Origin of the sequence: Marinobacter sp. F4206 (assembly GCF_019392195.1) — a bacterium.
Taxonomy (GTDB): Bacteria; Pseudomonadota; Gammaproteobacteria; order Pseudomonadales; family Oleiphilaceae; genus Marinobacter.
This window is the reverse complement of the sequence record NZ_JAHXKI010000003.1, coordinates 507794-523213: the sequence shown is the minus strand read 5'-3', so window position 1 is coordinate 523213 and position 15420 is coordinate 507794. Positions and strand designations below refer to the sequence as shown.

11 protein-coding genes are annotated in these 15420 nt (G+C 56.7%); 4 read left to right on the top strand and 7 right to left on the bottom strand.

Annotated elements, in window-relative coordinates:
• Positions 1-68: 68 nt before the first annotated feature.
• On the top strand, positions 69-1094 hold the full coding sequence (locus KZO34_RS18805) for an NADP-dependent oxidoreductase (RefSeq protein ID WP_219477753.1): 1026 nt from the start codon (positions 69-71) through the stop codon (positions 1092-1094).
• A 32-nt stretch (positions 1095-1126) separates the two neighbouring features.
• On the opposite strand, the gene KZO34_RS15550 is transcribed toward KZO34_RS18805, so the two are convergent.
• The 6 genes from KZO34_RS15550 to KZO34_RS15525 are packed head-to-tail and all read right to left on the bottom strand — an operon-like array spanning position 1127 to position 7984.
• Positions 1127-2092, bottom strand: a complete 966-nt coding sequence (locus KZO34_RS15550) for an NAD(P)H-quinone oxidoreductase (RefSeq protein WP_374706540.1) — start codon at positions 2090-2092, stop codon at positions 1127-1129.
• A 33-nt stretch (positions 2093-2125) separates the two neighbouring features.
• Positions 2126-3247 carry a tRNA-queuosine alpha-mannosyltransferase domain-containing protein gene (locus tag KZO34_RS15545; RefSeq protein ID WP_219477751.1) on the bottom strand — a complete coding sequence of 374 codons (1122 nt, stop codon included), beginning with the start codon at positions 3245-3247 and terminating at the stop codon, positions 2126-2128.
• 14 nt (positions 3248-3261) lie between these two features.
• On the bottom strand, positions 3262-4992 hold the full coding sequence (locus tag KZO34_RS15540; protein WP_219477750.1) for a sugar phosphorylase: 1731 nt from the start codon (positions 4990-4992) through the stop codon (positions 3262-3264).
• Complete coding sequence (locus tag KZO34_RS15535) at positions 4989-6212, bottom strand: glycosyltransferase family protein (protein ID WP_219477749.1); 1224 nt, start codon at positions 6210-6212, stop codon at positions 4989-4991. Before KZO34_RS15535 ends, KZO34_RS15540 begins: the two co-directional genes overlap by 4 nt.
• Positions 6213-6229: 17 nt before the next feature.
• On the bottom strand, positions 6230-7033 hold the full coding sequence (locus KZO34_RS15530; protein ID WP_219477748.1) for an HAD-IIB family hydrolase: 804 nt from the start codon (positions 7031-7033) through the stop codon (positions 6230-6232).
• Positions 7034-7045: 12 nt separating this feature from the next.
• Positions 7046-7984, bottom strand: a complete 939-nt coding sequence (locus KZO34_RS15525) for a hypothetical protein (RefSeq protein ID WP_219477747.1) — start codon at positions 7982-7984, stop codon at positions 7046-7048.
• Positions 7985-8058: 74 nt separating this feature from the next.
• Between KZO34_RS15525 and KZO34_RS15520 the strand changes: the two genes are divergently transcribed.
• A complete protein-coding gene (locus tag KZO34_RS15520; protein WP_219477746.1) occupies positions 8059-9513 on the top strand; it encodes a protein adenylyltransferase SelO in 1455 nt (484 codons plus the stop codon).
• 68 nt (positions 9514-9581) lie between these two features.
• Here the strand turns inward: KZO34_RS15520 and KZO34_RS15515 are convergent, their stop codons facing one another.
• Positions 9582-11096 carry a fumarate hydratase gene (locus tag KZO34_RS15515; RefSeq protein WP_219477745.1) on the bottom strand — a complete coding sequence of 505 codons (1515 nt, stop codon included), beginning with the start codon at positions 11094-11096 and terminating at the stop codon, positions 9582-9584.
• Between the two features lie 31 nt (positions 11097-11127).
• Between KZO34_RS15515 and KZO34_RS15510 the strand changes: the two genes are divergently transcribed.
• Positions 11128-11691, top strand: coding sequence for an enoyl-CoA hydratase-related protein (locus KZO34_RS15510; protein ID WP_219477744.1), 564 nt, complete (start codon positions 11128-11130; stop codon positions 11689-11691).
• Positions 11692-12042: 351 nt separating this feature from the next.
• Entirely contained in the window at positions 12043-14910 is a 2868-nt protein-coding gene (locus KZO34_RS15505; RefSeq protein WP_219477743.1) for an MECDP-synthase, read from the top strand.
• Positions 14911-15420: the final 510 nt, after the last annotated feature.

Below are 15420 nucleotides of genomic sequence, written 5' to 3'. Positions count from 1 at the left end.
TGAGAGATTGACCACAGGGTGTTTCTCCGGCACCCTAATCTGGTTTCATTACGCAACCGGAGATAACTGTGAGCGAATACAACAACCGAGCCGTCGTGCTCAAGCAGCGCCCTCAAGGCGAAATCCAGGACGGTGACCTGGTTCTGGAACCACGCCCGGTGCGGGCCCCCAATGAGGGGGAAGTCGTAGCAAAGATTCTCTGGCTTTCCCTGGATCCATACATGCGCCCCCGTATGAACGATGCCAAGGGCTACATGGACCCCATCGGTATTGACGAGCCCATCGTCGGTGAGAGCGTCGCCCGAATCGTAGAATCACGCTCGGACAAGCTCAAAGAAGGCGACCTGGTGACCTGTTATTCGGGCTGGCAGGAATACGTCACTTTCCCAGCCGACGCTCCGATGGTCTACAAGATCCATCAGAAGGAAAACGTCCCTCTTCAGACTTATCTCGGTGTGGCCGGCATGCCCGGACGAACCGGATACTGCGGCCTGATGTACGTGGGCAAACCCCAAAAGGGTGAAACCGTGGTTGTCTCTGCGGCATCCGGTCCGGTGGGCACGGTGGTCGGGCAAACGGCCAAGACCGAGGGCTGCCGGGTCGTGGGCGTCGCCGGTGGACCGGAGAAATGTGAGTTCGTGGTCAATGAACTGGGGTTTGATGCCTGCGTGGATTACAAGGCTGGCAATCTTGAGGCTGACCTCAAAGCCGCCTGTCCGGATGGCATCGATATCTACTTTGAGAACGTGGGCGGTGCCGTCACGCGCGCAGTCGCGCCGCTGCTGAACGAGGGCGCCCGGGTACCCATCTGCGGCTACGTCTCCGCCTACAACGCGACCGACATGGCCAGCGTTGAAACCCCCTTTCACGTGCTCAAAGCGTTGGACCCGGTTCCCGAACACCGCTTCTTCCTGGTGACCGAATGGCAGGACCAACACCAGGAAATCACCGATATTCTGGCTTCGCGGATTGCCTCCGGGGAACTCAAGTACCGGGAAACGGTGGTGGAAGGCCTGGAAAACGCCGTCGATGCGTTCAAAGGTATGCTGAAGGGCAGAAATTTCGGCAAGCAACTGGTCCACATCACCGACTAACTACGCCTTCAGCCCAAGGGAAACCGGGATGGTTACTCTGCAACTCTTAGCAGAACCTTCCCGGTATTCCGGTTCTCCGCGACGTAGGCCATAGCCTCCTCAACCCTGGTGATGGGCCACTCACTGTCAATCAGAGGTTCAATCTGACCCGCTGCGAGCAGGGGCCAGACATGCCGATGCAACGCCTGCATCACCCGGCCTTTGTCTTCCACGGTCCGCGATCTCAGTGTGGATCCAATCAGGCGATGACGCTTGACCAACATGACACCGAGATCCACCTCGGCCGAGCGGCCGCCCATCAGGCCGATGAGCACGATGCGCCCATCCACATTCAGGACCTTCTGGTCTTCCGCGATGTAGCTGCCACCCACTGGGTCCAGCACCATATCGACGCCGCCCCAGGTTTTGACCGCCTCTACGAACGAACCGTCCTTGCGATTCCAGACTCCGGTAGCACCCAGTTGCTGGCAGATTTCCAGCTTCCGGGCGTCTCCGGCGGTCGCGAAGACCGGGTTGCCGAAAGCCGTAGCCAACTGGATAACTGCCGTACCCAAACCACTGGCGGCGGCGTGCAACAAGACTCGCTCTCCCGGTTGAAGATCAGCTTCCTGATACAGATTCAGCCAGGCGGTGGCGAACACTTCCGGAATTGCCGCCGCCTTCTGCAGTGAATACCCCTTGGGAACCGGCAGCACCTGCACCGCTGGCACCGCTACCCTGGTCGCGTATCCGCCGCCGGTGAGCAATGCACAAACTTCCTGGCCAACTTCAAAGCCCGTCACCGATTCGCCCAATGACGCCACCCGGCCGCTGACTTCCAGGCCCAGAATGTCAGACGCTCCCGGAGGTGGTGGATAAACGCCTGCACGCTGCATCAGATCGGCGCGATTAATGGCTGTCCAGACAACGTCGATTTCAACATGGTCCGCCGGCAGCTCACTGGTACCCTCTCGCTCTTCCCAGTTAAGGGTGCCACCGGTTACGTTGATTGCTTTCATCATGTCTGCGATCTCGGCATTTAAACGATGTGGTCAGGATAACCGATGTTTTTCAACGGTTGTAATGAGCATATTTTCATAGGCACCGGCCAGGTTTCCAAGGCTCCATTGCACTGGCGGGTAGGGCTCAGCGCCCTGGTTCAGTAATGCTACCAGACACTCTGCGGCACCTTTTGCCTCCTCAGAGGCGTTGCCAATGACACTCGGGTAAAGTTGATTCTGGGGCATATATTCCGGATAGGCGAGGCGATCCGGAGCCAGGGCGACACAGCCCGACGCCATCGCCTCCAGCATCGAGAGCCCCTGAAAGTCGTGTATTGCCGTGGAAACCACAATATTGGCCGTGGCCAGGAGCCGGTCATACTCATCCCGATCAGCCATGAAGCCCCAATAGACGATTCGCTCACCGTGGCGTTCAAGGATGTCATCGAACACTGCTGGCTGCTGCCGGAATTGCTCCCCCACCACGCTTAACCTGAAATCCTGACCGCGCATCACCAACTCATCAAGCAGCAATAGCAGCCGCTCTGGCCCTTTGTCGTACTCCCAGCGGTGATTCCACAAGATGTGCGGGCAGCGACTGTCCAACGGTTCCGCACGGCGAACAAACAACCGGTCTTCGATCGGCACCGGCAACACCCGGGATTTATCCGCGAGTTGTTCCAGTGAGCGCTCGGGGACACCGTCCGGAAGCCTCTGATACAGGCGCTCTACCCCGTCCAGAAAACTCCGACGGTTCCACGCACTGTTGAACAGCACACCCGTTGCCGCAGTCGCGCTGAACAGGTTCACCATTTGCGGATCAACACTCGCGTGCTGGCCCTCTGACTCGGGATAGGCAAACTGGTTTTCGTGCATGTAAAGCAGGGCTGGGGTATTCGCCAGATTGGGATGAAACCCCTTGATGGATGCCAGATCCACCATTGAGGTGGCTAACAGCAGATCCCAGCGCTGCTGCAACAGGGGTTCATTCAACCAGGTGAGCGCGTTACCGCGAATACGCCAGCGGAAGTATCGCGGCGGAAGAGCGAGAGTCTGCCATTCGAAAGCACTCTGACTGGCAACAAGCTGCTCACGCCAGCGCCGGTGACTTCCGGCGTCGTAGGCGGAAAGCAGGAGAATTCGCGGTTTGGGTGATTTGTTCGCGTCGGGCATGGATGCATTCTGCCCTACTCCCGATTGGACAACCAGACACTTTGATAGGGTTTCAGGGTAATGCTGCCGGAAAGATCATCGATGGTCATGCCCGAGATCAAGTCCAGCCAGTGATCGGTACCAATCAGGTTGATGTCGCTCAGGGCAATCTGCTGAACTTCGTCACTGATGTTATGGATACAGAAGATTGACTGGTCCCGGCGCATGCTCTGGCGCCAGAAACCGAACACCTGCAAGCCAAGGTGCAACGTGAACTGAGTGGCATTTGGATGGAAGGCCGGTTGTTTCCGGCGAATGGCAACCAGTCGCTTGAGCTCATGGTAGGCCTTACTGTGGTGACTCAACGGATTTTCAAGCTCCTGTTCGAGCTCATCCAGCTCCCAGTGGCTGCGGTTGATGGATCTCAGTCGACCGGTATTTTCCACCCGTTCCAGATCGTTTTCAGTAGCAAGAAGGCTGTGGATGTAGAACGCCGGAATTCCCTCCAACGCCAGCATTACCGTATGCGCGCAGATGAACCTCGGTAATTGCCAGTGGTCCACACCGGATTCTGCCGTGCCCTTCAGGGCATCGTACAGGGCAATGTTGACTTCGTAGGGCTGGTCGCGCCCATCCGGGGTTCGCCGATAGGAAACCTTGCCACCAAAAGAATCCAGGGTATTGATCAGCCGCTGCTTTTCCTCCTCCGTCAGCAGGCCATCGGTGGGGCGCATGCCGATGCCATCGTGGGACGCTATGAAGTTCAGATACGTAGTCCCCATCTGCGCCGGCGGCATGCTCATCAGCCAGGTTTTCAGGTGCTTGCAGTCTCCGGTCACGAGGGTGTTGATCAGCAAGGGCGGCAACGAGAAATTGTAAATAACGTGGGCTTCGTTGGCGTTGCCGAAGTAGGTCAGGTTCTCCCGGTTGGGAACATTGGTCTCGGTGATCACCACCGCGTCCGGGCTGTGATGCTCAATCAGCAACCGCATGATCTTGATCAGCTCGTGGGTCTGCTGCAAATGGATACAGGGCGTCCCCGGCTCCTTCCACAGAAAGGCCACGGCATCCAGCCGGAACAGGATCACGCCCCGCTCCAGGTAATAGCGAATGATACCGGCGAACTCGATCAGCACCTTGGGGTTGGCGAAGTTCAGATCCACCTGATCCTCACTAAAGGTGCACCAGACATAACGCTCGCCGTCATCCGTCTGCACCGGATTCAGCAACGGCGAGGTGCGGGGGCGAACCACGGCGCTGAGGTCATCCCTGGGGTTCCCTTCAAAGAAATAGTCTTTGCCCGGATCCACCCGCTTCCGGAAATTTTCGAACCAGCGACTTCGGGCGGACATGTGATTGACGACCAGGTCGGCCATCAGCTTGTAGTCTTCAGAGATGGCCTCGATATCGTCCCAGTCTCCGTGGGACTCGTTGACCGCCAGGTAGTCCATGACTGAAAAGCCGTCGTCCGAGCTGTACGGAAAGAACGGCAGTATGTGGACCGCTGACACCGTGTCGGCAAGGCAGTCGTCCAGGAACTGACGCAACGTAACCAGGGGTTTCTCGCCGGCCTTCAGCACAGTGTCTGCGTAGGTGATCAGAACAATATCGGATTCATCCCAGTTATTCTGATGGGCAGGCGGCGGTGGCTGGTTCGGGGCCAGCCCCATGGTCTGCAGTAGCTGCTCGGCGAGAAAATCACAGTCCAGGGCCGGGTAAACCACGTCCAGCATGGAAACCAGCTTGGCCTTGAGCGGCTGGTTCATGGGCGGAACTCCTCGTTATCTAGTTCAACCGCCTCGAACAGCTGCTCCTTGATGTCCGGAATGGCGCTGGTGACCCGGTTCCAGCTGGGAATGAACGGGGTATCCATGGGGTTATCCAGGAAGTAAGCGCCTGCTCGCATCACGTTCTGGGCGAACAGCTCGACCGCCTTCTCCTCCTTGTGGCGGTCAAAGGTCAGCCCGTTGATGATGGCGTCGTTCTGGTAAGTTTCGACGAAGTCCAGGGCAATCCGGAAGTAGGAGGCCTTGATGGTCCGGAATTTCTCGTTGGAGAAGATCTCACCGTTGGTCGCCAGCTTCCGGAACAGGGCCTTGGCAATGTCCATACTCATCTTGGACAGGCCGCGACTCGCATCTTCCGGAGACAACTCCTGATGCTTGTGGTCGTATACATCGGCGATATCGACCTGACACAAGCGGTTGGTGGCGTAGTTCCGCTTCATTTCGGACAACACCCCGATCTCAAGCCCCCAGTCGCTGGGAATCCGGAGGTCGTTGATCACATCGGTCCGGAACGAGAATTCCCCCGCCAGCGGATACCGGTAGCTGTCGAGATAATCCAGAAAATCGCTTGGACCGCACACCTTCTTGAGCGCCCTGATCAGCGGTGTCACCAGGAGGCGGCTGACGCGGCCGTTCATCCTGTTGTCGGCCACACGGGCGTAATAGCCCTTGCAAAACATGTAATTGAAGCCAGGGTTGGCAACCGGATAGATCAGTCGCGCCACCAGATCCCGGGAATAGGTCAGGATGTCGCAATCGTGCAGCGCCACGGATTTTCCGACACCGGAGGCCAGGACATAGCCAAAGCAGTACCAGACGTTGCGGCCCTTCCCCATTTCCGTCGGTGCCAGATTCTGCTCACGCAGCTTGAGGTCAATGCCGCGCATGCGCGGGCCATCGTTCCAGAGTACCTTGAAGTTCTGTGGCAGGCCGGAAAAATACTCAAGCGCATGTCGATACTGCGTTTCGTTGGCCCGATCAAGACCGATAACGATCTGATCCAGATACGGCACTTTGGTAAGTTCCTGCACAATATTTTTCAGTGCCGGGCCTTCCAACTCGGAATAGAGCGACGGCAGGACCAGAGACATGGGGCGGGCCTTGCGGAATTCCATCAAATCCGCTTCAAGGTCCTCCACCGGCCGGCGAACAAGGTTATGCAGGGTCGTGATAATGCCATTCTGGTAAAAGTCGCCCATGGCGGCTCTCCTTTTTATTAGTATCCGTACTCAAAAAGGAGATTGAGTACGCATTCATTCCAGCCCTCAGGGCCGGGTTTCAGTGAACGCATGGCGTGCTTGGCCGATGGCAACTGCACCTCGTCGCTGTGGATGCCTCGAATGACAACCGGGATATCCGCCGACTCCAGCATCTGCTGATCGTTGGGGCTGTCTCCGAGGGCAATGGCAATCACCGGCTCATCACCATATTGCTCCCGGTATTTATCCAGCAAAAAGCGGGCCCCATCCGCCTTATCGAAGATTCCCATCGCGTGATAAAACCGTCCTCCCTGCACCAGGCGCAGGTTTTCGGCCATCAACGCCGTCTTGAACGCTGCCAGCTCGTCCTCCGAGCCTTCCCAAAGCAGCGGCTCGGTGCCGAGACGCTTTTTCGCCATGTCGGCAGACACCTCATCCAGGCCCGTCACCTCAGCCAATTCCTTCGCCGACATATCCTCAAAGCCCCGAAACCGGGCACCTGCCTGCCTTTGCGCCCCAAGTACCGCAAGGACGTCATCTCTGGATGCCCCAAAATTCATCACCAGTTCATCCGAATTGCCAAAGGTATTGGCAGGAACGATCACCGCTGCACCGTTTTCGACAATGAACGGTGCTTCATTGCCCAGCTCCTGCCGCACCTTCCTGATTTCCGGGGCCGTTTTGCTGGAATTGAGGATTAGCGGAATGCCTGCACTCTCAAGTTTTTCGATGGCCGAACGGGCCGCGTCCCATTGATAGTTCTCGTGATTCAGCAGTGTGCCATCCAGATCAGAAATAATAAGAAGTCTTGGCTTTGTCATTAGAATTCTCCGTTAGGTGAATCGGAACCGCGGCAAACCGAGGGAATGATCCTCAGCCACCTCAATCAATACATCAGCCCTCTCTGGCATCTCCTTCAGACAGGCACGGGTAACGCGCTCGTAGTGCATGATGAATCGGTGCACCTCGTCATCACTCATTATGCGCAGGCCTTGTGCGCCACCATCGGGCTCGCCCTTTTTTGGTGCACTCCGGGATTTCTCGGCCAGCTTGTGTTCCTGGAGGGTGCGCCACTCCAGAACGCTCTCCATCGAAGGCGCTTTCAGCATCACCAGAGTGTCCAGCTGGTCGAACAGCTGGCGATAGGCGCCTTTAAGGCAGTCATTCACGTGTTTGCGCCAGATTCCCCGGGGATCTTCCTCGGCTTCCAGGCTGTTCATGGGCCGATCAAGGGCCTCATCCGGTTCGGCGCGCGCGTCCAGGCACCACCCTTCCAGCAGGATCACACTCGCCGGACCCGTGAAAACCGGCCAGTCCTGACGCGGAACCCGGTCGTCGATCGACTTGTCAAAAGCCGGGATTGGGGTCTGGTCATTTGCTCCGGCAGACCGAAGCTTTTCAATGATCTGACGGCCCAGCTCTATGTCGTGAGTGCCAGGCACGCCGCGGGTGATAAACAGAGGGTGAACGGCGTCTGCAAGTTCGCGACGCTCTGCTCTGGTAAGGTAGATATCATCCAGAGAAAAACTGGCCGTCGGACAACCGCGATGGGTGCTCAGTATTTCTTTCAGAAACAGGGTCAGCGTTGACTTGCCCGTACCCTGGGCACCGTGAATGCCAACCACAACCGCACCCGCGGACTGGCTGCGGAGCGCGACAATCTGGTCGACCAGCGGAAGGATGGTCTGTTCGACTGTTCTGGCGTATTTGCCCGGAAGCGCCTCCTGCTTTATCAGGGCATCGACGGTTTTTTTCAGCTCACGTTCAGACACGTTTTGGTTCCCGACCTTGATGAATCAAGTAAAGCGTTCAGCAGAATTCGTACCAATGGGAGTATAGGCATTTTATGACCAGCAACGTTTTTCGTGTTGAACATCGCTATCTGGAGCTCCCCGACAGTTTCTACGCCCGGGTCAAGCCGAGCCCGCTGCGAGAGCCCAAAATGGTATGTTTCAACCACGCGCTTGCCGACGACATGGGATTCCACACCGAGAACCCGGAGGAATGGATGCAGGTTGGCGCGGGCGCAGAACTGCTTGAGGGGATGGACCCCGTTGCCATGAAATACACCGGCCACCAGTTCGGCATGTATAACCCGGAGCTGGGCGATGGCCGGGGGCTTCTGCTCTGGGAAACCGTGGGGGCGGATGGCCGGCGCTGGGACTGGCATCTCAAGGGTGCCGGCATGACCCCCTACTCGCGCTTCGGCGACGGCCGGGCGGTGTTGCGTTCCACCGTTCGAGAGTATCTGTGCAGCGAAGCCATGGAAGGTCTGGGGATTCCGACCACCCGCGCGCTGTTCATGATCAGCGCGAAGGACCCGGTACGGCGCGAGTCCATCGAAACCGCGGCCGCGCTGTTACGTGTTGCCCAGAGCCACATTCGCTTCGGCCATTTTGAGTTCGCTGCCCATCATGAGGGGCCAGAAACGGTAAAAACCCTGATCGAGCACGTGATCTCACTGCACTTCCCCCACCTGATCAAGCTACCGGAAGAGGAAAGACACCGGCGCTGGTTCGAAGAGGTGGTGGAGCGCACTGCCCGACTGATTGCAGACTGGCAGGCAGTCGGTTTCTGCCATGGGGTGATGAACAGTGACAACATGTCCATTATTGGCGATACCTTTGATTATGGCCCTTACGCGTTCCTCGACGATTTTGACGCGGGCTACATCTGCAACCACACCGACCAGGGCGGCCGTTACGCGTATAACCGTCAGCCTCAGGTGGGCTTCACCAACTGCCAGTACCTGGCCAATGCCCTGTTACCGGTTATGGACGAGGATACGGTGCGCCGCGGCCTGCGCCGTTATGAGATCGCCTACAACGCCCGCTTTCTGCAAAACATGCGGGATAAACTCGGACTGCAGCAGGAGCACGAGTCGGATCTGGGCCTGATCATGGACACCTTCAGCATGCTGCATGAGCACCACATAGATTACACGGCGTTCTTCCGGGCGCTCTCCAATCTTCACGCCCATGGAAATGGTCCCATTCGGGACCTGTTTGTGGATCGCAGCGTGGCCGATGAGTGGCTCAGGCGTTACGAAGAGCGACTGGCGCTTGAAATCCGAGCCCATGGCGAACGGGAAACCGCCATGCGTTCGGTGAATCCCAAGTACATTCTGCGCAACTATCTGGCGCAACAGGTTATTCAGGAGGCCCAGAACGGGGACTACGAACCGATGAAGGCCTTGCTGAAAGTTCTTGAGCGGCCCTTCGACGAACAACCTGACAACGAGCAATACGCCGCTCCGCCACCAGACTGGGGCAAACACCTCAATATCAGCTGCTCGTCCTGACCCAGCAGCCACAAAAAAAGGGTGAAGCCGCGGCTTCACCCTTTTTTATTATTCTCCGGTCTGGAGAATCAAACGGCCTTGGCAGCGATGATCTTATCGTGCCATTCAGCAGGGCCAGTCTGGTGCACGGAGGAGCCGCGTGAATCCACTGCCACGGTGACCGGCATGTCCTCAACCTCGAACTCGTAGATGGCTTCCATCCCCAGCTCCGGGAACGCAACCACCTCGGCATGCTTGATGGCCTTGGACACGAGGTAGGCAGAGCCGCCCACGGCCATCAGGTACACCGCACCAAACTCACTAATCGCGTCGATCGCGACCTGGCCACGCTCGGCCTTGCCAATCATGCCCGTGAGACCAGTCTTCTCCAGCATGGTGTGAGTGAACTTGTCCATCCGGGTCGCGGTAGTGGGACCGGCGGGGCCGACCACTTCTTCGCGTACCGGATCAACCGGGCCCACGTAGTAGATGAAACGGCCCTTCAGATCGACCGGCAGCTCCTCGCCCTTCTCAATCATATCGACCATCTTCTTGTGGGCCGCGTCACGACCAGTCAGCATCTTGCCGGACAACAGAACGGTCTCACCGGGCTGCCAGTCTTTCACGTCTTCCGGAGTCACCGTATCGAGGTTCACGCGACGCACGTTGTCACCCACTTCCCAGGTAATTTCCGGCCAGTCTTCCAGGCGCGGCGGCGTCTGCAGGGACGGTCCGGTGCCATCGAGGGTGAAATGCGCGTGACGGGTCGCGGCACAGTTCGGGATGATGGCCACCGGCTTATTGGCTGCGTGGGTCGGGTAATCCTTGACCTTCACGTCCAGAACCGTGGTCAGGCCACCGAGCCCCTGGGCACCGATACCCAGATCGTTCACCTTGTCGAACAGCTCAAGACGCAGTTCCTCGGCTCTGTTCGACGCGCCGCGCTCTTTCAGATCGTGAATGTCGATCGGATCCAGCAGGGATTCCTTGGCCATCTCCATCGCCTTCTCGGCGGTGCCGCCAATGCCAATGCCCAGCATCCCCGGCGGGCACCAGCCCGCCCCCATCTGCGGGACCATCTTCAGAACCCAGTCCACCACCGAATCGGACGGGTTCAGCATGGCAAACTTGGACTTGGCCTCTGAACCGCCACCCTTGGCCGCAACATGCACTTCAACCGTATCGCCCGGAACCATCTTGTAATGAATGATGGCCGGGGTGTTATCGCCGGTGTTCTTACGCTTGCCGTCCGGATCATCCAGGATCGAGGCACGCAGCACGTTGTCCGGATGGGTATAGGCGCGACGCACGCCTTCATTGATCACATCATCCAGGGCCATCTCGCAGTCCCACTGGACGTTCATACCGATGTTGACGAAGACCGTCACAATGCCAGTGTCCTGACACAGGGGGCGATGCCCTTCCGCACACATGCGAGAGTTGATCAGGATCTGAGCCATGGCGTCTTTGGCCGCCTGGGACTCTTCCTTCTGATAAGCCTCATACACACCATCAATGAAATCTTTCGGGTGGTAGTAGGAAATGAACTGCAGCGCGTCCGCTACGCTTTCAATCAGGTCGTCCTGGCGGATTACGGTGGTCATAGGCGCCTCATCAGCTTGATATCGTTATTTCGTGTCATCGAAAATCAGGAGGCCAGAGTTTACCAGAAAATCGCTCGGGCGAGGGATTCGACGGAGGGCGAAGCCGGTCGTAGCGGCGGTTAATGGCCCTGCGGTCGGAATCGGTACCACCATGCTGCTTCACTGCGACCTGGTGTTCGCCGGCACCAACACTCGATTCCAGATGCCGTTTGCGAACCTCGGGCTGTGTCCGGAAGGTGGCTCCAGCCTGCTCCTGCCCTCCTGGATCGGGCGGGTACGGGCAGCCGAGCTGTTAATGCTCGGTGGCGCCTTCACTCCAGACGACGCAGCCCGCCTGGGACTGATCAACCGCGTCTGCGAGCCGGCAAAGACCGAGGCAAGGGCCCTCGAGGCCTGCTCGCAACTGGCCAAACAGGCACCGGCAGCCATCCGTGCCACGAAAGAACTACTGAACCGCCCTACGCTGAACCAGTTAACGGAAACCATGGTCGCAGAGGGAGAGCTCTTCGCCGAGCGGCTCAAGTCGCCGGAAGCGGCCGAGGCCTTCCGGGCGTTCGTGGAAAAACGGCAACCGGATTTTTCCGCCTTTGAATAAGCCCAACGCCCGGCGGATTTCCTGCCGTCGGGCATAGCCCACATTCCTCAAAAATCCCCATAAAACAGACAGCCACCGGCTCGACAAACGGTTCAGTGCCAACTATTTTGCACAAAGACCAATCTCCAACCGTGCGGGGAGGTTTCAAACAGTCAGAATCACACTTTCGGCTGATCAACACTTGCCATACTGTCGCTATAGTCAAAGCTACAGAAATTGGCTCAAAGCGCTGGCTACAATTTCAGACAACAGATTCAAGCAGAACAGGCCACTGACAACGGGCTTACCGGATCAGACCGGCCCCGTCAGCTGCCGAACATAACGACACAACAACAGGAAAAGGTTCCACCCATGTTCAAGAAAACTCTAATAAGTGTTGCCGTGGCGTCTTCCCTTGGACTTTCAGGCTGCTTCGATAGTGGCGATTCTGGGGCGAATGCTAATCCGGATTACAGGATCAATGACACAACCATTGACAGATCTATTGTCCGACCAATCTATGATCCTAACCCGATCGCCGAAGAACCGGCTTTTCCGATCAACTCGGACCTGATCCTGTTGCTGGGTGCAACTCAAAGTGCCAACTACGACTTTACTGGGCTGTCAACTGGAACCACTCCTGCAGACGATGCTGTTAATCGCCTTTCCGGCTTTTCGACATCCGGCGCATTCACACTTAAGTTTGACGGATCGCTGAACAAAGCCTCCGTCGTTGCAAATGCGACTGTCTTTGTACTTCCACTCAACGTGAATGATGCTGTGGAAGGCGTTCCTGAAGCACTACCGAACACCAATCCTTCTAGCATTAACGAAGCAGATCCGTTCCAAGCTCCAACGTCATGGCCGAGCTTCCGAGCTGATGTAGTCAGCGTTGACGGCGGGACTGATAACGCAATTCGAGTTGTTCCTTTAAAACCTTTACTCGAAGACCAAAAATATCTGGTAGTCGCAACCAATGACATTGTCGGCGCGAACGGAAAACCGATCGCAAGATCCGTGCAGGACGTCCAACTTGCCGACGGGGTTCTTGGTAACTCTGCGCTCGGGAACGTAAAGAGTCTGCTGCAAGCCTCTGACGCCCTCGCCAATGGCTTCTTGGCCGAGGCTATCCCGGATGACACGCCAGAATCCGCTCTTGCGTACACCTTTACGACAAACGCAGATACTGACGTACTTCGGGCGATGATGGCGCCAGCAGAATTTGGTACCGCACTGGGTCAAAAAGTCGGATTTACGGCCCAACTTAAGGCCGTTCAAGACAACTATCCGACACTGAATTTTTCACAGCTGACAACCAAACTAGGCGAACTCGCTGAGTTGGCCGCCGGCCTTGGAACCACTGTAGATCCTGCGGATCTTTCTGCCCAAGAGCTGAGTGCGATAACCGCTCTGGGACAGGCTCAGGCGTTGACGGCTCCCGCCGATATTGAGGCTGCAATCACAGCCGAAGTTGGAGACACACTTCACCTTCCTTCGCCTCGCCCCAACATCATACTCTCGAACGGTGATGCGATAGACCTTGCAACTATCGACAGTCTTGATCTTGCGACGAACCCGATTGCTCAGGCGGCCACACAGATTAAAGTCTCTCAAGGTGCTATCACCCTGCCTTACTTCCAGCACCTGCCAGGTGCGGATGGCAGAGGACTAGTTGACGGCTATTGGAAGGGGAGCACTAGCCTCGAAGCGGATCTTAACGAATCTCTGACAGGTAGCGCCTCCCAGGATGTTTTTCGATTCCTTCGAGACATCGACGGCCAACTCAACGTCAATGGCTACTTCCCCTTCCCGCAGAAACAGGCTGACATAACGGTTCCAACCACCGTTTACTATCCGGATCCTGCAAATGCGCCAGCTGCCTGTGGTGCAGGGACTGATCCGGTTGGTGTCACTATTTTTCAGCACGGCATTACTACCGATCGAAGCGCAGCAATGCTTCCTGCCATCCTGATTGCAAATCAAGCTTGTCAGGCAGTTGTTACCATCGATCTTCCGCTACACGGTCTTGGAGGTTCTGATGCAGCGCCCGGCCAAATTCCCGGCTTAGCCCCCCTGGACGGTGCAACTCTGAATGCAACACTTGATGCGGCAATAGGGTCAGGTAGTCTCCCTCCGGAGCTAGAGGCACAGCTGACGTTGATGAGAAACTCTGACTATGCCGGCGAACGTCACTTCAATTACACGGCCGATGAATCGCTAAACCCGGTCTCAGCAACAAGTATCGGAGAAGTCGAGTCTGGAAGCTTGTTCATCAACCCTCTCAATATGATGGGTAGCAGCGACAACCTCCGCCAAGCGGTTGTAGATTTACTGAACGTTACGGCCACACTCCAGACCATGGATATTAATGGTGACTTCGCTCCAGACCTCGCTGGCTTACCAGTGAACTTCGCTGGGAACTCTCTAGGAGGGATTGTCGGTGCAACGTTCTCAAGCCTGAACAATGATGCCACTCTCAACGCCAGCTTGGACGGAACCCTAAGCTTGGCAAGTGGTGGCACCTTGGGCTATCCGCCGCTTTCATCGGTGGTGCTGCACAATGCAGGCTCACAGGTGACTCGCTTGATCGAAAACTCACCAGCGTTCTCAACACCCATTCTGGGCGGACTGGCAGAACAAAACGTCACCCAAGGCTCCTCGGACTTTGAAAGTTTCTTCTACGTCTTCCAGTCAGTCGTAGATGCAGGAGACCCAGTATCCTTCGTGGAGGGGCTCGGCAGCTCCACGAGCAACCTCCTGCTGACTGAGGTTACCGGGGATACCGTTGTGCCGAATGAAGCTAACGTCAATACTCTAGGCGAGGCATTCTCTGCTCCGCTGGCTGGCACAGAACCGATGCTGGCACTGATCGACCAAGGCATAGACCCCACAGCTGGAAATACACTGGCTGACAATGCTGGATTAAGCATCATGGATAGCAGCACTCCGAACTCAGCGGGTATGCCACTGGCAAGCTTCTTTGATGGTACCAACCCTTGTAGCGACGCCAACCATGGCACTATTGTTTCACCAATTCAGCCCAATGAAGCATGCCCAGGAGGTGTTTCAGACACCACACCGGCATTCACTGCAATGATTGCACACACCGTGGGTGCAATTAGCGGCGGAGCGATTCCTGGTGCCGACGCTGGCGCTGTTGTTGGGGCTGACGTCGCTGCTGCCATCAACGCGTCTCTCGGTGAAAGTGAGACCCTGCCAAAGGCGCTTGACCAAAACTAAAACTGGTCACCCTGAAACGGGTTGCCCCGACCTAGGTCGGGGCTTTTTTGTTTCTGGCATTCCGCCCTGAAATAGGTTGTCGTATGGAGAATTAGCAGATAGGCGAGGTTTTTCCCGCCCGCAAGAAACACATTCAGCTCGATTACGATCTGGACTTCAGGTTGGCAGTTTTCGACCAAGTCGAAAAGGGGAAGTGGCGGTAAGGGAATTCTCAATCAAAATGGTGTAAAGGAGGTGATTGTCAACTTTTCCGGATCCAAGTTTTGTTCGCGAGAAGGCCCCGACGACATTAAATAATAGGCCCTATTCCAAATCCCAAAAGGTCAACTCATCGGCAAAGGCTTGCTCAATCTAACACAGCCCACCGTTAGCAAGCCGATCTGAATACCTCCTAATTCAATAGCCAGTTTTCGTCGTTTTTCAGCAGTGCTCTAGCGTAGGATACGGTATTCTCTAGGGACCTACTAAAAAGTAGTTCCATCCTTCTCGAACAGTTCGCCATGAACACGA

What these genes read in the sequence shown, in the direction of transcription:
- KZO34_RS15520 (WP_219477746.1), top strand. Translation starts at nt 8,059, where the DNA reads ATGACCAGCAACGTTTTTCGTGTTGAACATCGCTATCTGGAGCTCCCC.
- KZO34_RS15550 (WP_374706540.1), bottom strand. Translation starts at nt 2,092, where the DNA reads ATGAAAGCAATCAACGTAACCGGTGGCACCCTTAACTGGGAAGAGCGA.
- KZO34_RS15530 (WP_219477748.1), bottom strand. Translation starts at nt 7,033, where the DNA reads ATGACAAAGCCAAGACTTCTTATTATTTCTGATCTGGATGGCACACTG.
- KZO34_RS15505 (WP_219477743.1), top strand. Translation starts at nt 12,043, where the DNA reads ATGTTCAAGAAAACTCTAATAAGTGTTGCCGTGGCGTCTTCCCTTGGA.
- KZO34_RS15540 (WP_219477750.1), bottom strand. Translation starts at nt 4,992, where the DNA reads ATGAACCAGCCGCTCAAGGCCAAGCTGGTTTCCATGCTGGACGTGGTT.
- KZO34_RS15515 (WP_219477745.1), bottom strand. Translation starts at nt 11,096, where the DNA reads ATGACCACCGTAATCCGCCAGGACGACCTGATTGAAAGCGTAGCGGAC.
- KZO34_RS15545 (WP_219477751.1), bottom strand. Translation starts at nt 3,247, where the DNA reads ATGCCCGACGCGAACAAATCACCCAAACCGCGAATTCTCCTGCTTTCC.
- KZO34_RS15535 (WP_219477749.1), bottom strand. Translation starts at nt 6,212, where the DNA reads ATGGGCGACTTTTACCAGAATGGCATTATCACGACCCTGCATAACCTT.